This window comes from Lysobacter sp. S4-A87 (assembly GCF_022637455.1).
Taxonomy (GTDB): domain Bacteria; phylum Pseudomonadota; class Gammaproteobacteria; order Xanthomonadales; family Xanthomonadaceae; genus Lysobacter_J.
In genome coordinates this window covers 723494-742328 of record NZ_CP093341.1, presented here as the reverse complement: position 1 = coordinate 742328, position 18835 = coordinate 723494, and the positions used below count along the sequence as shown (strand labels likewise).

Genomic DNA, 18835 nt, shown 5'->3' with positions numbered 1-18835 from the left:
CTCACCCGGCCCGCGTCCCGCCCCCGTCATCCCGGCGAACGCCGGGATCCATTTGCTTTTGTTGTAGCCCTGATCACCAGTGAAAGCTGAAAGCAGGATCAAGTCGGATCCCGGCGTCAGCCGGGACGACGGCCGGACCTCGGGACGGTCGAAGCGTCGTCTCGCGCTGAAGGCGTTGCTCGTGGCTTTGTCGGCTTTCGTAGCCGCCGTGCTGCTCGACCTCGCATTCCCATTGCCCTTGCCCGACCGCAACGACGATGGCGCTGTCGTGGTCGCCGCCGACGGAACGCCGTTGCGCGCATTCGCCGATCGCCATGGCATCTGGCGCTATCCGGTCAGCGCGGAACAGGTTTCGCCGCTGTACCTGCAATCGCTGCTGAACTACGAAGACCGCTGGTTCTGGAAACACCCCGGCATCAACCCGGTGGCGATGCTGCGCGCGGGCGGGCAATGGCTGCGCAGCGGGCGGGTGGTCTCGGGCGGGTCCACGCTGACCATGCAGGTCGCACGCATCCTCGACCCGGCAATCCGCACCGGCACGCGCACACCGTGGGCCAAACTGCGCCAGCTGCTGCGCGCAGTGCAGCTGGAAGTGCACCTGTCCAAGCACGAGATCCTCGCGCTGTACCTGCAACGCGCGCCGTTCGGCGGTACCGTCGAAGGCGTCGAGGCGGCCAGCTGGGCCTACCTGGGCAAACCGGCGTCGCGCCTGTCGCACGCGGAAGCCGCGCTGTTGACGGTACTGCCACAAGCGCCCAGCCGCCTGCGACCGGACCGGGAGCCCGAACGCGCACGCGTCGCCCGCGACAAGGTGCTCGCGCGCATGCAGGCGCTGGGTGTGTGGTCGCGCGAGCAGGTGGCCGACGCGCGCATCGAACCGGTGGTGGCGCGATCGCTGCAGCCGCCGCTGCTCGCACCGCTGCTCGCACAGCGGCTTCGCTTTGAACGCCCGCAAGCGTCACGGCTGGTCTCGACGCTCGATCCGGACCTGCAGCGCACATTGGAAGATCGCGTCGCCAGCTACTTCTCCGATTTGCCGGCGCGCACGTCGGCGGCCCTGCTGGTGGTCGACAACGCCACGCTCGAAGCGCGCGCCTACGTCGGTTCCGCCGCATTTGCCGACGCCAACCGCCTCGGCCACGTCGACATGGTCAAGGCCTGGCGTTCGCCGGGATCGACGCTCAAGCCGTTCCTGTACGGGCTGGCCCTCGATGACGGCCTGATCCATTCCGAAAGCCTGCTGGTCGATGCGCCGCAGTCGTTCGGCGGATACCGGCCCGGCAATTTCGATGCCGCGTTCAACGGCCCGGTCAGCGCCGCGCAGGCGCTGCGCCTGTCGCTGAACGTGCCTGCCGTGGACCTGCTCGACCGGATCGGCCCGTCCCGCTTTTCCGCGCGCCTGGCACATGCGGGCATCCGCCTGCAGTGGCCGCGTGGCGCCTCGCCCAACCTGGCGATGATTCTCGGCGGCACCGGGGCAAGGCTCGAGGACCTGGTCGGCGCCTACGCCGCGCTCAACCGCGACGGAGTCGCCGGCAAGGTGCGCTACACCACCGACGCCCCGCGCCTGGATCGGCGCCTGATGTCGCCGGGTGCAGCCTGGATCGTGCGTGAAATTCTCCAGGCCAATCCGCGTCCGGGCAGTGCTGCCGATACGTTCGACCCGAGCGATCGGCCGCGCGTCGCCTGGAAGACCGGCACGAGCTACGGCTTCCGCGACGCCTGGGCGCTCGGCAGCACACGCCGCTTCACGGTCGGCGTGTGGGTGGGGCGACCGGATGGAACGCCCTTGCCCGGGCAGTACGGCGCGGTGACGGCGTTGCCGTTGTTGTTCGAAGTGATCGACACGCTGCCGCGCCAACGTGGCGATTCATCGCCACAGGCGCCGCCGTCCACCGTCGACAACGTGGAAGTGTGCTGGCCCCTGGGCCTGCCACCCGACCCGCAGGCCCCGCAGCTGTGCCAGCGCCGCCTGCAGGCATGGGCGTTGCAGGGGTCTTTGCCGCCGACCATGGCGGAGCGCGATGCCCGGTTGTGGAACACAGGCGTCGAGCGTTTCGACGTGGATGCGCGCAGTGGCCTGCGCCTGTCGGGCGAATGCGCCGCGTCGCATGTGCGGTCGCCACGTCAGCTGGCGCGCTGGCCGGTGCTGGCCTCGCCATGGCTGCCGGTGCAAACGCGCCAGGCGTCGCGGTTGCCGCCGCTGGCAGCCGACTGCGTCGCCGACGGCCGTGACGCGGTGGAGGAGCTGCGAATCGATGGGCTGGCCGACCGGGCGACGCTGGCGCGCGCACCCGGCAGCGAACATCCGGTGCGACTGTCGCTGCGCGCACTGGGCAGCGACGCGCCCATCCGCTGGTTGCTCGACGGCCGCCTGATCGGTGAGTCGAGCGGTGCGGGTTCCTTCGTGCACGACTTCGGCGAACCTGGGTCGCACACGCTGACGGCATTGGCCGACAGCGGTGCGTGGTCGCGAATCCAGTTCAGCGTGCTGCGCTGACGTGCGCAGCGAACGCTCAGACGTCCTGCTTGAGCTGGGCCAGCATGTGCTCGGCCGATGACACGCGGAATTCACCTGGCGCTTCGACATTGAGCAGCTTCACCACGCCGTCCTCGGCGTAGAGCGAGAAGCGGCGGGCGCGGCGGCCCATGCCGTAGGCACTCGCGTCCAGTTCCAGGCCGAGTGCGCGGGCGAAGTCGCCGTTGCCGTCGGCCAGCATCATCAGGCCCTCGGGCACGTGCTGGCTCTGGCCCCAGGCCTGCATCACGAACGGGTCGTTGACCGACATGCACGCCACTTCGATGCCCTGGCTGCGGAACTCGTCGAAGTTCTGCACGAAGCCGGGCAGGTGCTTTTCCGAGCAGGTCGGCGTGAAGGCACCGGGCACCGCGAACAGGACGATGTTGCGACCGTCGAACAGGGCATTGGTGTCGAGGGTCTCGACGCCTTCACGAATGCGCTGCAGGGTCACCTCGGGGATGTGATCGCCGATCTGGATGGTCATGGGGGACTCCGGTGAGAATGGGCACCATACTGGCAGCGCCAGGAATGCCGCGTCAAAGTCACTTGAAATAGACTGCGCGGCTGCCATTGTCTGCCCACGCCCGCCGCGCCGGGCCAGAGGCCATGGCCAATGCATTGATGGAGCCAGACCATGCAGTTCAAGGACTATTACGAAACCCTGGGTGTCGAGCCCAGCGCCGGTGAAGCCGAGATCAAGACGGCCTATCGCCGGCTTGCGCGCAAGTACCACCCGGACGTCAGCAAGGAAGCCGGTGCCGAGGAAAAGTTCAAGGCGATCAACGAAGCCTACGAAGCATTGCGCGACCCGCAGAAGCGTGCGGCCTACGACCAGCTGCGCACGCGCGGCTATCGCCCCGGCGACGAAGTGCAGCCGCCCCCGGGCGGATTCGGCGGAGGCGGTTACGGCGGCGGTGTCGACTTCGACGAGATCTTCGCCGGCGGTGGCGCCGGCGGCGGCTTCAGCGACTTCTTCGAGAGCATGTTCGGACGCGGCCGCGCCGGCGGTTTCGGCCAGCGCGGCCCGCAGGCGCGCGGCGATACCCGGGCAAAGCTCGCCGTGTCGCTGGAAACCGTCCATGACGGCGGCAGCGTGCGCATCTCGGTCAACGACCGCACGCTCGACGTGCGCATTCCCAAGGGCATCCGTCCGGGCCAGGTGATCCGCCTGGGCGGGCAGGGCACGCAGGGCGACCTGTTGCTGGAGATCGAATACGCCGCCCATCCGCAGTTCGAAGTCGACGGTCGCAACGTGATCTACGTGCTGCCGCTGGCGCCGTGGGAAGCCGCGCTGGGAGCGTCGATCAGCGTGCCGACGCTGGGCGGCGCGGTCGAGTTGAAGATACCCGCCAACTCCGAATCCGGGCGCAAGTTGCGCCTGCGCGGGCGCGGATTGCCGGGCGATGCCTCAGGCAAGGTGGCGTCGGGCGACCAGCTGGTCGAGCTGGAAGTGCTCGCGCCGCGCGCGCATACCGACGCACAGCGGGAAGCGTACGAAACGATGCGCGAAGCGTTCGGCGACGACTGGCGTCGCGCCTGAGGGTGCCGGCGACCTGGCAGGGCCGGGTCGCCAGGCAGGCCGGGGCGAGCCGTCAGGCCGGAATCATCTGGGCGATGATGTCGGCCAGGTCGCTCTCGCTGAAGGGCTTGGTGATGTAGGCCTTGGCGCCCTGGCGCATGCCCCAGACGCGGTCGGTGTCCTGGTCCTTGGTGGTGACCAGCACGACCGGGATGTGCTTCGTGCTCGGATCGCGGCAGATCGAACGCGTGGCCTGGAAGCCATTGAGATTGGGCATGACGACGTCCATCAGCACCATGTCCGGCAGCTCGCGCTTCGCCGCTTCCACGCCCGCGGCGCCGTCCTCGGCCGTCAATGCCTCGTGGCCAAGCTTCTCGACGATGCGACGGATGCCCATCAGCTGCGACGGCGAGTCGTCGACGATCAGAATGCGCGCCATTGTGTTTCCCCCTGAACTTGACGCGATTGTAGCGGTCGGCGATGTCCCCGCAATAGCGGGGTGAAGCTCGAACTGGAATGGGATGCCTGCGACCGGGTTCCGGTCAGGCCACCGCCACCAGCGTCCGCCCCAGCGAACCACCCGCCAGCATCGTCGAGAACACCTCCGGCAGCTGTTCCAGGCGCACTTCACGCATGCAGATGCGATCTAGGTGGCGCGGCTTCCAGTCGCTCGCCAGGTGTTGCCAGACGGCCTCGCGGATGTCGCGCGCGGTGCCGGCGGAGGCGACACCCAGCAGGGACACGCCGCGAATGATGAACGGCATCACGGTTGCGTCGAGGTCGGCCGAGGCGGCGAGTCCGGCGCTGGCCACGTTGCCATACGGCGCAGTCTGCGCGAGCAGGCTGGTCAGCATCGGTCCGCCGACGTTGTCGAGTCCGCCACCGAAGCGTGCCGTCTCCATCGGTCGCGTCGTGGCCAGGGCGTCGCGACCGAGCACTTCGCTGGCGCCGATGGCCTTGAGGTAATCGGCGTGCCCGGCCTTGCCGCTGACCGCATGCACTTCGAATCCGGCGCGGCTGAAGATGTCCAGCGCCAGCGAGCCGACGCCGCCACTTGCGCCGGTGACGGCGAGCGGGCCGAGTTCGGGCGACTGCCGGTTCTCGGTCATGCGCAGCAGTGCCAGCGCAGCGGTGAATCCGGCGGTGCCGAGGATCATGCTTTCGCGCAGGCTCAGGCCCTTCGGCAGCGCGATCACCCACTTCGATTCCAGGCGTGCGTATTCGGAATAACCGCCGTCGCGCGTCTCGCTGAGGCCGCAGCCGGTGACCACGACTTCATCGCCTTCGCAAAACGCAGGATCGCTCGACGCCACGACATGGCCGGCGACATCGATACCACCCACCAGCGGAAAGCGGCGCAGGATCTTGCCCTGGCCGGTGCCGGCGAGTGCGTCCTTGAAGTTGACCGAGGAGTAGGCGGTCTTGATGACCACTTCGCCTGGCGCAAGATCGTCGATCGATACCTGCTCGATACCGCTGCGGTAACCGGCGTCGTCGTTGTGGATGCGGAAGGCGTTGAAGGAAGTGGGGGTCGACATGTCAGGTTCCCGTCATCCCGGCGAACGCCGGGATCCAAGTTGATCTTGCGTCAGAGGATATCCGGATGGAGATCGCGCCTGTGTGGTTTGGCGGCGGGATCGCGGCGTGCGCCGGGATGACGACGCGCTTGGGTTGACGTGACACTACCGCAATGCCTTGCGCCGCTTCTCATCCATCCACTTCGACGCAGCCGCAGGCTGGTACGCCTCCATCCACGTCAGCATTGCGCCGATGTCGTCGCCGTGCCACAGATCATCGCGCTGGTCCGGATGCAGGAAGCGCTCGGTGACCATGCGGTCCAGCATCGCGATCAGTGGCTCGTAGAAGCCGTCCACGTCGAGGAAGGTGCAGGGCTTGTCGCCGATCCCCAGCTGGCGCCAGGTCAGCATCTCGAACATCTCGTCGAGCGTGCCGAAGCCGCCGGGCATCGCAATGAAGCCATCCGACAAGTCGAACATGCGCGCCTTGCGCTCGTGCATCGAACCGACCACCTCGAGCCTGGTCACGCCCTTGTGCGCGACTTCCCAGTTGACCAGCTGCTCGGGAATTACCCCGATGACTTCGCCCCCCGCGGCCAGCACGGAGTCTGCGACCACGCCCATCAGGCCGACATTGCCGCCGCCATAGACCAGCCCCAGCCCGCGCTTGGCCAGCTCGGTGCCCAGGGCGATCGCGCGCTCGGTGTAGATGGGCTTGGCGCCGGCGTTGGAGCCGCAGTAAACACAGACATTCTTCATTTCGATGGATCCGGATGACGTGTATTGATCAGGTGGGGAACACGCGCGCTCATCGCGCGCGCAGCAGGACGATACCGGACATGCGCAGCATCTCCTCGCGCAAGCGCCTGGGTTGCAGCAGGCGCAATAGCTTCCACAGCCAGGCGTGTGGCGCGGTGCGGTTGAGGCGCAGCGACTCGGTCCAGCTGGAGCGGAACTCGGCTTCGTCCCAGCCGAAAGGTGCGAAGAATGCGGTGCCTTCGGCAGGGCCGAAACGGAATGGCGCGTTGCCGTCGCGCAACGTCGGCGACCAGCGCTTCTCGAGGAACTTGAGCAGTCGCGGCGACGCCAGGTCGCTGAGCCACCATTGCGCCTGCGCGATGTCGTGCAGGTCGGCGGCAAGATGCGCCACCTGTTCGGCTTCGAGGTAGACCAGCAGGCCCTCGGTGATCACCAGCATCGGGCCCTGGCCAGCTGCGTGCGCAAGGACTTGCTGTCGCACCGCACGTTCACGCAGGTCGGCCGGGATGAACTCGACGTCGCAGCGCGGGGTCTCGCTCGCCATGTGCCGGCGGAAGTAGTCGACCATGTCCGGCAGGTCGACGTGCAGCCAGCGAAGCGTCGGCGGCAGCGGCAGTCGGTACGCGCGTGCGTCCAGGCCGGCGGCGAGGTTGAGCACCGTGGTCGCACCCTGCTGCACACAGCGCAGGATGATCTCGTCCATGACCGCCGTGCGCACCACCATCGGCCAGCTCATCGACGTGCCCTGTGGCATTGCGTCGACGATGGCCTGGCCGCGCTCGCCGGCGAGGCGGCGCGCATACGGGTCGCGGAAGATCGCGTCCGGGCGGTCGGTCTCCATCGCCCGGTAGACCGCCACCCAGGCGGCGGTGTCGGAGACATTGCGGATGGGATTTGCGTCGGTCATGGCCGATGTCCTGTCCGGAAAAGCAAAAGGCCGCCAACACCTGCGTGATGGCGGCCTTTCGGCTTGATCATTGCGACGACATCGGCGGGCCGATCAGTTCGCCTTGTGGATCGAGCGCTTGTCGACCGCCATGGCGGCATCGTGGATCGCCTCCGACAGCGTCGGGTGGGCGTGGCAGATGCGCGCCAGGTCGTCGGCCGAACCCTTGAACTCCATCGTCAGCACGCCTTCGTGCACGAGTTCGGAGACGCCGACACCGACCAGGTGCAGGCCCAGGACCAGGTCGGTCTCGGCATGCGCGATGACCTTGACGAAGCCCGCCGGCTCGCCCATCGCCACGGCACGGCCGATGGCGGCGAACGGGAAGCTGCCGGTCTTGTAGGGAATACCTTCGGCCTTGAGCTGCTGCTCGGTCTTGCCGACCCAGGCGATCTCCGGCTCGGTGTAGATCACCCACGGAATCGTGTCGAGGTTGACGTGGCCCGGAAGGCCGGCGATCAGTTCGGCAACGGCGATGCCTTCTTCGAAGCCCTTGTGCGCCAGCATCGGGCCGCGCACGCAGTCGCCGACCGCCCAGACGCCATTGACGCCGGTGTGGCAGTGCTCGTCGACTTCGATCATGCCGCGCGCATCGAGCTTGACGCCGGTGCCGTCGGCCAACAGGCCCTTGCTGGCGGCGCGACGGCCGACCGAGACCAGCAGCTTGTCGACGACGATGGTCTTCTCGCCTTCGCCATCGGTGTAGGTGACTTCGACTTCCTTGGCCTTGCCCTTGGTCTTGATTTCGGCCTTGCTGACCTTCGCGCCGAGCTTGATGTCCAGGCCCTGCTTCTTGAACTCGCGCGCGGCGGTCTTGGCGACCTCGGCATCGGCGGCGGCAAGGAAGTCGGGCAGGGCTTCGAGGATGGTGACCTCGGCGCCCAGGCGCTTCCACACGCTGCCCAGCTCCAGGCCGATCACGCCGGCGCCGATCACGCCAAGGCGCTTGGGCACGGCGGTGAAGTCGAGCGCGCCGACGTTGTCGACGATGGTGTCGTTGTCGAACTTGGCGAACGGCAGCTCGATCGAATCCGAACCGGCGGCGAGGATGACATTGGTGGCCTCGAGCTCGACCTCGGAACCGTCGTGCTGCTTGACCTTGACCACGTTGCCCGGCTGCAGCTGGCCGAAGCCGTAGAACGGCGTGATCTTGTTGGCCTTGAACAGCATCGTGATGCCGCCGGTGAACTGCTTCACGATCTTGTCCTTGCGGGCGATCATGGTGCCGACGTCGATCCTGGCGTCCTTGGTGGTGATGCCGTGCTCACCGAACAGGTGCTGCAGGTTGTAGAACTGGCGCGAGCTGTCGAGCAGCGCCTTGGACGGAATGCAGCCCACGCGCAGGCAGGTGCCGCCGAGGGCGGGCTTGCCGTCCTTGCCGAGCGCAGCGTCGATGCATGCGGTCTTCAGGCCGAGCTGGGCGGCGCGGATGGCGGCGTGGTAACCGGCCGGGCCGGCGCCGATGACGACTACGTCGAAAGTCTGCTGTTCGCTCACGTCTTTGATCCTTGCTGATTGCGCCGCACGCCCAGGCAGAGGGTGAAGCGCCGATTGTTTCCCTCCCCTTCAAGGGGAGGGCAGGGTGGGGATGGGTTCCGGGTCGCGGGCGCGCATGCAGCACGGCGCTTGCAACCCATCCCCATCCCGGCCTTCCCCTTGAAGGGGAAGGAGCAGATCACATGCCCAGCAGCATCCGGTGCGGATTCTCGAGCTGGTTCTTGATGTCGACCAGGAACAGCACCGCTTCCTTGCCGTCGATGATGCGGTGGTCGTACGACAGCGCGATGTACATCATCGGCGCGGCGATGACCTGGCCGTTCTCGACGATCGCGCGCTCCTTGATGGCGTGCATGCCCAGGATCGCCGACTGCGGCGGGTTGACGATCGGCGTCGACATCAGCGAGCCGAAGGTGCCGCCGTTGGTGATGGTGAAGGTGCCGCCCTGCAGGTCGTCCAGGCCGAGCTTGCCGTCGCGCGCCTTCTTGGCGTAGTCGGCGATGCCCTTTTCGATGTCGGCAAAGCCCATGCGCTCGACATTGCGCAGCACCGGCGTGACCAGTCCCTTGTCGGTCGACACCGCGATCGAGATGTCGGCGTAGCCGTGGTAGATCACGTCGTTGCCGTCGACCGAGGCGTTGACCACCGGGTACTTCTGCAGTGCGTTGGCGGCGGCCTTGGCGAAGAAGCTCATGAAGCCCAGCTTGATGCCGTTGGCCTTCTCGAACTGCTCGCCCAGCTCCTTGCGCATCGCCATGACCTTGCCCAGGTTGACCTCGTTGAACGAGGTCAGCATGGCGATCGAGTTCTTCGACTGCATCAGGCGCTCGGCGATGCGGGCGCGGATGCGGGTCATCGGCACGCGCTCTTCCGGACGTGCGCCGCCGGCGGCGCCGACGCCCTTGCCCGAGGCGTAGTTGACCAGGTCTTCCTTGGTCACCGCACCGCGGCGGCCGGTGCCTTCGACCTGTGCCGGATCGATGCCCTGGGTGACGGCGGTGAAGCGCGCACCCGGCGGCAGCTGCTCGGTGCCGGCGGCGGCAGGCTTGGCGGCCTCGGCCTTGGGCTGCACCGGCTGGGCTTCGGCGGTGGTCGCGGCGATGTTCTTGGCATCGATCTTCTCGGCTGCGGCCGGCGCGGCGGCAGCGGCGACGGCGCCGGCTTCGACGATGGCGATCAGCTGTTCGCTGTTGACCGTCGTGCCTTCCGGAAACTTGATCTCCTTGAGCACGCCGTCGACGGGCGAGGGAACTTCCAGGACGACCTTGTCGGTCTCCAGGTCCACCAGGTTCTCGTCGCGCTTGACCGCGTCGCCAACCTTCTTGTGCCAGGTCGCGATGGTTGCGTCGGAGACGGATTCGGGCAGAACGGGAACTTTGATCTCGGTGCTCATGGGGTGCGTCCTAATGTCATTCCGAACGTAATGAGGAATCTATGTTCCCGGGCGGCTGGTACCGCCCGGGGCGACACGGTAACGATTGTCAGGTGACGACCACGCCGATCACTCGGCGGTGACTTCACCGCGCAGCGGGTTGCGCAGCGCGTCGGCGACCAGCGCGGTCTGCTCGGCGACGTGGTCGGCGAGGTGACCGGCAGCCGGCGACGGCGAACGTGCGCGACCTGCGTAGTGCAGCGTCTGCCCGGACTGCAGGCAGGCTGCCAGGTGATGGCGGATCTGGTACCACGCGCCCTGGTTCTGCGGCTCTTCCTGGCACCAGACGACGTCGGTGGCCTTGGCGAAGCGCTTGAGCTCGGCCACCAGCTGCGGACGCGGGAACGGATACAGCTGTTCGATGCGGACGATGGCCACGTCGCCCAGGCCCTGCTTCTGCTGTTCCTCGAGCAGGTCGTAGTAGACCTTGCCGCCGCAGACTACGACGCGCTTGACCTTCTTGGCGTCGGCCGATGCATCCGGGATCAGCTGCTGGAACTCGCCCTTGGCCAGCTCGTCCATCGTCGACACCGCCAGCTTGTGGCGCAGCAGCGACTTGGGCGTCATCACCACCAGCGGCTTGCGCGTGGTCATGCGCATCTGCCGGCGGATCATGTGGTAGGCCTGTGCCGGCGTGGTCGGCGTGCAGACGATCATGTTCTCCAGCGCGCACAGCTGCAGGAAGCGCTCCAGGCGTGCGGAGCTGTGCTCCGGGCCCTGGCCTTCGTAGCCGTGCGGCAGGAACAGCGCCAGGCCGCAGAGACGCCCCCACTTGGCCTCGCCCGAGGACAGGAACTGGTCGATCACGACCTGCGCGCCGTTGGCGAAGTCGCCGAACTGCGCTTCCCAGATGTCCAGCGTCATGGGATCGGCGGTGGCGTAGCCGTACTCGAACGCCATCACCGCTTCCTCGCTGAGCAGCGAGTCGATGATGGTGACGTCCGACGGGTTCTTGACCAGGCGGCGCAGCGGCAGGACGTACTCGTCGTTGGTCTGCTCGTGCAGGATCGCGTGGCGGTGGAAGAACGTGCCGCGACCGCAGTCCTGGCCGACCAGGCGCAGCTTGTAGCCTTCGTCGACGAGGGTGGCGTAGGCCAGGTTCTCGGCGAAGCCCCAGTCGCCGCCGAGCTCGCCGGCGGACATCTTGCGGCGGTCCTCGTAGATCTTGGCCACGCGCGGATGCAGCTTGAGGTCGGCCGGCACGTCGTTGATGGTGACGGCGAGCTTGTCGAGCTTCTTGCGGTCGAAGGTGGTGTCGACCTTGTCGGTGAGCTTGCCCGACAGGTACTTCGACCAGTCGATCGTGAACTCGTCCGGCTTGACCTCGACCACTTCGGTGGTGACCGCGCCGTCGTCGAGCTTCTGGCGGTAGCCGTCGACCAGCGCCTGAGCCTCGTCGGCGCTGAGCGTGCCTTCGGCGACCAGCCTGTTCGCATACAGCTCGCGCGGGGTCTTGTGCTTGCGGATGACCTGGTACATCACCGGCTGCGTCGCCGCCGGCTCGTCGGCCTCGTTGTGGCCGTGGCGGCGGTAGCAGACCAGGTCGATGACCACGTCCTTGCCGAACCTGTTGCGGAAGTCCAGCGCCAGCTCGGCGCAGAACACCACCGCTTCCGGATCGTCACCGTTCACGTGCAGCACCGGCGCGTCGACCATCTTGGCCACGTCGGTGCAGTACAGCGTCGAGCGCGCGTCCTGGACGGCACTGGTGGTGAAGCCGACCTGGTTGTTGATGACGATGTGGACCGTGCCGCCGACGCGGAAACCGCGTGCCTGCGACATCTGGAACAGTTCCATCACCACGCCCTGGCCGGCGAACGCGGCGTCGCCGTGGATCAGGATCGGAAGCACCTGGTGGTGGCCCTTGTCGCCGCGGCGGGACTGTCGCGAACGCACGCTGCCGACCACGACCGGGTCGACGATTTCCAGGTGCGACGGGTTGAACGCCAGCGCCAGGTGCACCGGGCCGCCAGGGGTGGCGACGTCGGCCGAGAAACCCATGTGGTACTTCACGTCGCCCTGGTGCGCCAGGTCGCTGTGGACGTGTTCGAACTTGCCTTCGAACTCGTCGAACAGGTGACGCGGCGGCTTGCCCAGGGTGTTGATCAGCACGTTGAGGCGGCCGCGGTGGGCCATGCCGATGACCACGTCCTTGGCACCCTGTTCGCCGGCGCGGCGCACGGTGGAGTCCATCAACGGGATCAGGGCGTCGCCGCCTTCCAGCGAGAAGCGCTTCTGGCCGACGTACTTGGTGCCCAGGTAGCGTTCCAGGCCATCGGCGGCGGTGAGCCGCTCGAGGATGCGCTTCTTGTCTTCGACGGTGCGGCCGAACTTGCCGCCGGCCTTTTCCAGGCGCTCATAGATCCAGCGCCGCTGTTCGGCGTCGGAGATATGCATGAACTCGGCGCCGATCGGGCCGGTGTAGGTGGCCTTGAGCAGCGCAAGCAGGTCGCCCAGCTTCATGCGCTCGTGGCCACCGACGCCGCCGGTGCTGAACTCGGCCTTGACGTCGTTGGCGGTCAGGTGATGGAAACCCAACTCCAGGTCCGGCGCTTCGGGCTTGGGCAGCAGGCCCAGCGGATCGATGTCTGCACCCAGGTGGCCACGCGACCGGTACGCCGTGATCAGGCGGCCGACTTCGCGCTCGCGCTCGTCGCCCGCACCGGCGGCCACGGAAACCACACCGCGGGTGGCCATGCGACCGGCCTGGGCGATGGAGTCGATGACGGCCGAATGCGGCACATCACCGGCTTCGCGACCCTTGAAGCCGTCGAAGTAGGCCTTCCACTTGGGATCGACACTGTCGGGGGAAACCAGGTACTGCTCGTACAGGTCCTCGACGAAAGCGGCATTGGCGCCGAGCTGGGAGGACTGGGAGAACTGCTTCAGGAGACTGTCCACGATGGTGATCGGGAAACTCGAGTGGGAGAAGGCGGAGGGGGCCTGGATTGCACGCTTGCGCGGCTATTCAGGCGCCAAGATTCGGAATTATAGCCCTTGGCCGGCGGTAAACGGCTAACACTTATGTCGAATCAGCCGCTACAGCCAAGCCCTGGTCAGATAGCGTTGGGTCGCCCGGGGCAGCTTCAAGGGCGAAACAGTCGCCTTTGCAGCGTCGGAGCGAGCCAGCTCGCCTGCAACCTTCGCTCACAGGCCCAGCGCGCGGTACTCGCTGCAAGGCCGGGCTCGTTCCCAGACGGGTTCGAAGTGGGCGCGCAGCTGGCGGCCGCGGGCCGGGTCGTCGAGGCGGGTCTCGCCATCGAAGCGGTGGCCGAGCGGGCGGAAGTACCAGCCGCCGGCATCGTTGACGACGTAGGCGCTTGGGTAATCGCGGTCCACCGGCTCCTCGATCGCCCGCATCGCGAAGGCGCTGGTCAGTCGCTGCGACAGCCCGAGCAGAGGGGCGATGGCGCGCTGCGGCGCCGCCGGATCCTGCAGCAGGACGCGGACCTCGCCGCCGCCGACGGCGAAACGGCGCAACTGCGCCAGCACTTCGGGCTGGTCGAAAACGCCAGGGTCGAGTTCGCGGCTATAGACGTGGAGACGGCGGCGGGCATTGGCGATCACGCCCAGCGCGGCGGCGATGGCGGCATCCCGGCGCTCCACGGCGTTGACCGCGCCCAGGGCCAGGTGCATCGACTGGTGATCGAGGCCGGCCTCGACGAAGCGCTCGCCACAGGGCAGGAAACCCTGGCGGGCATAGAACACGATGGCCGGTACCTGCGCGTGCAGGCTCACCTGCGGCCAGCCCAGCTGCCGGGCCTGTGCGAGCAGGGCCTGGAGGAGAGCCTCGCCGACACCCTGGCCGCGCCAGGAGGGCAGCACCGCCATGCGGCCAATGCGGTGGTCGGGGGTGAGGCGACCGGTGCCGATCGGCTGGCCCTGGTCATCGCGGGCGATGACGTGGACGCACAGCGGGTCGAGCGCGTCGCGTTCGATCTCGACCGGTACGCCCTGCTCGTGCACGAACACCGCGTCGCGCACGACGCGCAGCTCGGCGACGCCGTCGTGGAAGGCGATGGCATCGACCCGGAACGTGCGGCCCGCCTGGCTCAAGTCGTTCATTCTTCTTCGTCCGCCAGCACCAGCTGGTAGTGGCCGGCCTGGAACAGGCCGTACACGCAGTCGCGCCCCGCCTCGGACAGGCCGGCGTAGCATTCCCCGTCGAGCACTGCGGCGTTGGCGATGGTCGAAGCGTCGTCGGCAGGCAGGTCGTAGGACTGGCCACTGACGAACAGCCGCGAAGGTTCGCCCTTGACGTGGGCCCGGCGCCAGGCCATGCGCGACCACGGATGGCGGTGCAGGGCGGCCTCGTGCTGCAGGTCCCACTCGATCTCGATGCGCGAGCGCGTATCGGCGCCGGGCTGGACCTCGCCGGCGGCACGGTAGACGGTCATGAAGCGGCCGAACCAGTCGCCGAGGCGGTCGGGGTCGTTCATGCGCAGCAGGTTCAGCGCTTCGACGGCGCGATTCATCGCCAGCACGTCGATCTCGGCCGGGTCTGCCGGCGGAGCCAGGTCCGGATCGGCGTAGCGCAGCGACTCGTCGGCGTCCGCGGCGAGGGTGTCGACGAAGTCGCCCAGCAGTTCCGCGGCCGACGGTGCGCGCATGCCGACCGAGAAGGTCAGGCAGGCATCTTCCGCCACGCCGTTGTGCGGCACGCCTGGCGGCAGGTAGAGCATGTCGCCCGGGCCCAGCACCCATTCGTGGCTCGCCGTGAACGCGCGCAGCAGCTTGAGCTCGACGTCGTTGCGGAAGTCCAGCGGTGGATTGTCGGTGGCGTCGATCTGCCAGCGCCGGTGGCCCTGCGCCTGCAGCAGGAACACGTCGTACTGGTCGACGTGCGCGCCGACCGAGCCGCCGGGTGCGGCGAACGACACCATGATGTCGTCGATGCGCCAGCGCGGCAGGAACGAGAACGCCGGCAACAGCGCGGCGATGTCGCTGTCCCACTTGTCCATGTCCTGCACCAGCAGGGTCCAGTCCTGGTGCGGCATGTCGGGGAATTCGGCTTCGTCGAACGGGCCGTGGCGCAGCGTCCAGCGGTCGTTGCCGCGGTCGTGCATCACGATCCGCGACAGCGCGGCTTCCTCGCAGGCCAGGCCGGCCAGGTCCTCGGGCTGCAGCGGCGATTCGAAGCCGGGGAAGGCGTTGCGGATCAGCAGCGGCTTCTTCTGCCAGTAGTCGCGCAGGAAACGCTCCGGCGCCATGCCCAGCGGCGGCAGCGCGCTGGCATCGATTTCGATCGGAACGTCCTTCGCAGCGGACTTCTTGTCCGCCAGGGTCTTCTTGCTCATGTCGTGATCTCGTCATAGCCGCGGCCGCGGAACTGCAACAGGCACCAGCCATGCCCGAACGGGTCTGCGACGGTGACGATGCGGCCCCAGTCGGCCTCGCGGATGGCGCCTTCCTGCCGCGCGCCGGCGGCGACGGCCTGGGCCAGTGCGGCGTCCAGGTCGTCAACCACCACATCGCAGTGCAGGGGCGTCCAGTGTCGGTCGTAAGTGCGAGGGCTGCCGCCGGCACCGGTGCTGCCGTCGGCCTTGTGCAACAGGTAGATCGGAACCTCGGCGCCGAGCATCTCGACTACGGCATCACCGAAGCGGCGCGCTGGCCGCAGGTCGAATGCGGCGATGTAGAACGTCTCGGCCGAGGGCAGGTCAGCGACGTCGATGTTGAGCAGCAGCTTCATCGCCGTGTTCGATAGGATCAGATCTCGCGCGCCAGCTTCTCGGCCAGGCCGGTGTAGCTGCCCGGGGTCATCTCAAGCAAACGCTGCTTGTCCGCCGCCGGCAGTTCCAGCGACGAGATGAATTCGCGCATCGACGCCTCGTTGATGCCCTGGCCGCGGGTCAGCGCCTTGAGCTGTTCGTACGGATTGGGCAGGCCATGGCGGCGCATCACTGTCTGCACGGCTTCGGCGAGCACTTCCCACGACGCGTCCAGGTCGGCGGCCAGGCGCTCGGGATTGACGCTGAGCTTGCCCAGGCCACGTTGCAGTGCATCGAAACCGATCAGGGCGTGGCCGAAGGCGGTACCCAGCGCGCGCAGCACGGTCGAGTCGGTCAGGTCGCGCTGCCAGCGGCTGATCGGCAGCTTGGCGGCGAAGTGTTCGAACAGCGCATTGGCGATGCCGAAGTTGCCCTCGGCGTTCTCGAAGTCGATCGGGTTGACCTTGTGCGGCATCGTCGAGCTGCCGACTTCGCCGGCCTTCACGGCCTGCTTGAAGTACCCCAGCGAGATGTAGCCCCACACGTCGCGGCACAGATCAATGGCGATCGTGTCGATGCGGCGCTGCGCGTCGCAGACCTCGGCGATGCCGTCGTGCGGCTCGATCTGGGTGGTGTAGGGCTGCCAGTTCAGGCCGAGCGAATGGACGAAGTGCTCGGAGAACTTGGGCCAGTCGACATCCGGATAGGAGGCGACGTGGGCGTTGTAGTTGCCGACCGCGCCGTTGATCTTGCCGGGCATGCGCGCTGCAGCCAGCGTCTCGCCCTGGCGCTGCAGGCGCGCGACCACATTGGCCAGTTCCTTGCCGACCGTGGTCGGCGAGGCGGTCTGGCCGTGCGTGCGCGAGAGCATCGGCAGTGCGGCGTGCTCGTGCGCCATCGTGCGCAGGGTCTGGATCAGCTCATCGAGCTTGGGCAGCAGCACGAACTGGCGCGCCTGGCTGAGCATCAGCGCGTAGCTGAGGTTGTTGATGTCCTCGGAGGTGCAGGCGAAATGCACGAACTCCAGCGCCGGCCCCAGCTCGGCATCGTCCTTGAGGCGCTCCTTGATGAGGTACTCCACGGCCTTGACGTCGTGGTTGGTGGTGCGCTCGATCTCCTTGACCCGGGCCGCATCGGCCGGCGACAGGTTATCGGCGAGGGCACGCAGGCGCGCGGCGGCAGCATCGGAGAAGGGCGGCAGCTCGGCGATGCCCGGTTCGGCGCCCAGAGCCAGCAGCCATTCCACCTCGACCTTGACGCGCGCCTTGATCAGGCCGTACTCGGAGAAGATCGGGCGCAGCGCGTCGACCTTGCCGGCATAGCGGCCATCGAGCGGGGACAGGGCAAGGAGCTGGGATTCGACGGACATGGCGGGCTGGGGGCGAGAAAACCGCGATTCTACTACTCCCAGCCAGTTGGCCTTGTGGCTTGGTGGCCTGAAGAGTCCTGGGAGGGGCTGAAGCCCCTCCCGCATCCGGCGTAAGCTCGGTACATTCCCTGACCAGAGGAAATGGCCATGGCCAAGCCACGCAGCGGTTTCCGCACCGAACGCGACAGCATGGGCGAGCTGCAGGTGCCTGCCGCGGCGCTGTGGGGCGCACAGACCCAGCGCGCGGTGCAGAACTTCCCCATTTCCGGCCAGCCGATGCCGCGCGAGTTCATTCGCGCCCTGGGGCTGATCAAGGCGTCCGCGGCCCAGGTCAACGGCGGCTTCGGCCTGCTGGGCAAGGGCGCCGCCCAGGCAGTCCAGGCGGCCGCACTCCGCGTCGCCCAGGGCGAGCACGACGCGCAGTTCCCGATCGACGTATTCCAGACCGGTTCGGGCACCTCCAGCAACATGAACGCCAACGAGGTCATTGCCACGCTGGCCACCGCCGGCAGCCGCCACAAGGTGCATCCCAACGACCACGTCAACCTCGGCCAGAGCTCCAACGACGTGATCCCCACCGCGATCCGCGTGTCGGCGCAACTGGCCACGGTCGAACACCTGCTGCCGGCGCTCAGGCATCTGCGCCGGACCATCGAGCGGCGCGGAAAAGCGCTGGGCAAGGTGACCAAGACCGGCCGCACCCACCTGATGGATGCGATGCCGCTGACGTTCGCCCAGGAGTTCGGCGCATGGGCATCGCAGCTGGCCTCGGCGCAGGCTCGCATCGATGACGCCCTCAAGCGCGTGCGACGCCTGCCGATCGGCGGTACCGCGATCGGCACGGGCATCAATGCCGATCCGAGATTCGGACGAGCGATGGCGAAGGCGCTGTCGACGCTGGCCGGCACCCGTTTCGAATCGGCGCAGGACAAGTTCGAAGGCATCGCCTCGCAGGACGACGCGGTCGAACTGTCGGGGCAGCTGAGCACGCTCGCCGTGGCGCTGATGAAGATCGCCAACGACCTGCGCTGGATGAATTCAGGTCCGCTTGCGGGACTTGGCGAGATCGAATTGCCGGCACTGCAGCCGGGCAGCTCGATCATGCCGGGCAAGGTCAACCCAGTGATCCCCGAGGCGACCTGCATGGTCTGCGCGCAGGTGATCGGCCATCACGCCGCGATCACGGTCGCCGGTCAAAGCGGCAATTTCCAGCTCAACGTGATGCTGCCGCTGATCGCCTATGACCTGCTGGACTCGATCAAGCTGCTCTCGAACGTCATGCGGCTGCTGGCCGACGATGCCATCGCCCGGCTCAAGGCGCGGCCCGAGCGGGTGCGCGAGGCACTCGACCGCAACCCGATCCTGGTGACGGCGCTCAATCCGATCATCGGCTACGAGAAGGCCGCGGCGATTGCCAAGCAGGCCTACAAGGAAGGACGCCCGGTGCTTGAAGTCGCGGTCGAGGTCAGCGGTTTGCCGGAGGCGGATCTGCGCAAGTTGCTGGATCCCGCGGCGCTGACGCGCGGCGGGATCCATGAGGGCGCTGGCGGGGGCGGGTAGGGAA

General features: G+C 67.5%; 15 protein-coding genes. 3 read left to right on the top strand and 12 right to left on the bottom strand.

All coding sequences use genetic code 11. The features are described from left to right. Positions 1–166 precede the first annotated feature (166 nt). Positions 167–2500: a penicillin-binding protein 1C gene (gene pbpC / locus MNR01_RS03355; RefSeq protein ID WP_241920516.1), complete on the top strand. Its 2334-nt coding sequence runs from the start codon at positions 167–169 to the stop codon at positions 2498–2500. Between the two features lie 16 nt (positions 2501–2516). Here pbpC and MNR01_RS03350 read toward each other — a convergent pair whose 3' ends face one another. After that, on the bottom strand, positions 2517–3005 hold the full coding sequence (locus MNR01_RS03350) for a peroxiredoxin (RefSeq protein WP_241919567.1): 489 nt from the start codon (positions 3003–3005) through the stop codon (positions 2517–2519). A gap of 150 nt (positions 3006–3155) precedes the next feature. Between MNR01_RS03350 and MNR01_RS03345 the strand changes: the two genes are divergently transcribed. Beyond that, positions 3156–4061: a DnaJ C-terminal domain-containing protein gene (locus MNR01_RS03345; protein ID WP_241919566.1), complete on the top strand. Its 906-nt coding sequence runs from the start codon at positions 3156–3158 to the stop codon at positions 4059–4061. Positions 4062–4113: 52 nt separating this feature from the next. Here the strand turns inward: MNR01_RS03345 and pilH are convergent, their stop codons facing one another. The 11 genes from pilH to purB form a co-directional block, all read right to left on the bottom strand. Further along, a complete protein-coding gene (gene pilH / locus MNR01_RS03340; RefSeq protein WP_241919565.1) occupies positions 4114–4479 on the bottom strand; it encodes a twitching motility response regulator PilH in 366 nt (121 codons plus the stop codon). Positions 4480–4582: 103 nt separating this feature from the next. Next, positions 4583–5578 (bottom strand): YhdH/YhfP family quinone oxidoreductase, encoded by a 996-nt coding sequence (locus MNR01_RS03335; RefSeq protein WP_241919564.1) that lies wholly within the window; start codon positions 5576–5578, stop codon positions 4583–4585. 144 nt (positions 5579–5722) lie between these two features. Then, entirely contained in the window at positions 5723–6316 is a 594-nt protein-coding gene (locus tag MNR01_RS03330; RefSeq protein ID WP_241919563.1) for a TIGR00730 family Rossman fold protein, read from the bottom strand. A gap of 49 nt (positions 6317–6365) precedes the next feature. Continuing rightward, entirely contained in the window at positions 6366–7223 is an 858-nt protein-coding gene (locus tag MNR01_RS03325) for an SAM-dependent methyltransferase (RefSeq protein WP_241919562.1), read from the bottom strand. Positions 7224–7316: 93 nt separating this feature from the next. After that, the gene (gene lpdA, locus MNR01_RS03320; RefSeq protein WP_241919561.1) at positions 7317–8759 is read right to left on the bottom strand and encodes a dihydrolipoyl dehydrogenase; all 1443 of its coding nucleotides are present in this window, start codon (positions 8757–8759) and stop codon (positions 7317–7319) included. A gap of 178 nt (positions 8760–8937) precedes the next feature. After that, the gene (gene sucB, locus MNR01_RS03315) at positions 8938–10152 is read right to left on the bottom strand and encodes a dihydrolipoyllysine-residue succinyltransferase (protein ID WP_241919560.1); all 1215 of its coding nucleotides are present in this window, start codon (positions 10150–10152) and stop codon (positions 8938–8940) included. A 108-nt stretch (positions 10153–10260) separates the two neighbouring features. Continuing rightward, entirely contained in the window at positions 10261–13092 is a 2832-nt protein-coding gene (locus tag MNR01_RS03310; protein WP_241919559.1) for a 2-oxoglutarate dehydrogenase E1 component, read from the bottom strand. Positions 13093–13338: 246 nt separating this feature from the next. Then, positions 13339–14256 (bottom strand): GNAT family N-acetyltransferase, encoded by a 918-nt coding sequence (locus MNR01_RS03305; protein ID WP_241919558.1) that lies wholly within the window; start codon positions 14254–14256, stop codon positions 13339–13341. Next, entirely contained in the window at positions 14253–15488 is a 1236-nt protein-coding gene (locus tag MNR01_RS03300) for a cupin domain-containing protein (protein WP_241919557.1), read from the bottom strand. Before MNR01_RS03300 ends, MNR01_RS03305 begins: the two co-directional genes overlap by 4 nt. Continuing rightward, positions 15485–15883, bottom strand: a complete 399-nt coding sequence (locus MNR01_RS03295) for a VOC family protein (protein ID WP_241919556.1) — start codon at positions 15881–15883, stop codon at positions 15485–15487. The genes MNR01_RS03300 and MNR01_RS03295 overlap by 4 nt, the downstream gene beginning before the upstream one ends. Before the next feature lie 17 nt (positions 15884–15900). After that, positions 15901–17271: an adenylosuccinate lyase gene (gene purB, locus MNR01_RS03290; protein WP_241919555.1), complete on the bottom strand. Its 1371-nt coding sequence runs from the start codon at positions 17269–17271 to the stop codon at positions 15901–15903. 141 nt (positions 17272–17412) lie between these two features. Between purB and MNR01_RS03285 the strand changes: the two genes are divergently transcribed. Further along, a complete protein-coding gene (locus tag MNR01_RS03285) occupies positions 17413–18831 on the top strand; it encodes a class II fumarate hydratase (protein WP_241919554.1) in 1419 nt (472 codons plus the stop codon). The last annotated feature ends 4 nt before the right edge of the window (positions 18832–18835 follow it).

Excerpts from the sequence above, each read along its gene's own strand:
- MNR01_RS03350 (WP_241919567.1), bottom strand. The coding sequence starts at position 3,005 with ATGACCATCCAGATCGGCGATCACATCCCCGAGGTGACCCTGCAGCGC.
- MNR01_RS03345 (WP_241919566.1), top strand. The coding sequence starts at position 3,156 with ATGCAGTTCAAGGACTATTACGAAACCCTGGGTGTCGAGCCCAGCGCC.
- pilH (WP_241919565.1), bottom strand. The coding sequence starts at position 4,479 with ATGGCGCGCATTCTGATCGTCGACGACTCGCCGTCGCAGCTGATGGGC.
- MNR01_RS03335 (WP_241919564.1), bottom strand. The coding sequence starts at position 5,578 with ATGTCGACCCCCACTTCCTTCAACGCCTTCCGCATCCACAACGACGAC.
- MNR01_RS03330 (WP_241919563.1), bottom strand. The coding sequence starts at position 6,316 with ATGAAGAATGTCTGTGTTTACTGCGGCTCCAACGCCGGCGCCAAGCCC.
- MNR01_RS03325 (WP_241919562.1), bottom strand. The coding sequence starts at position 7,223 with ATGACCGACGCAAATCCCATCCGCAATGTCTCCGACACCGCCGCCTGG.
- sucB (WP_241919560.1), bottom strand. The coding sequence starts at position 10,152 with ATGAGCACCGAGATCAAAGTTCCCGTTCTGCCCGAATCCGTCTCCGAC.
- MNR01_RS03305 (WP_241919558.1), bottom strand. The coding sequence starts at position 14,256 with ATGAACGACTTGAGCCAGGCGGGCCGCACGTTCCGGGTCGATGCCATC.
- MNR01_RS03300 (WP_241919557.1), bottom strand. The coding sequence starts at position 15,488 with ATGAGCAAGAAGACCCTGGCGGACAAGAAGTCCGCTGCGAAGGACGTT.
- MNR01_RS03295 (WP_241919556.1), bottom strand. The coding sequence starts at position 15,883 with ATGAAGCTGCTGCTCAACATCGACGTCGCTGACCTGCCCTCGGCCGAG.
- purB (WP_241919555.1), bottom strand. The coding sequence starts at position 17,271 with ATGTCCGTCGAATCCCAGCTCCTTGCCCTGTCCCCGCTCGATGGCCGC.
- MNR01_RS03285 (WP_241919554.1), top strand. The coding sequence starts at position 17,413 with ATGGCCATGGCCAAGCCACGCAGCGGTTTCCGCACCGAACGCGACAGC.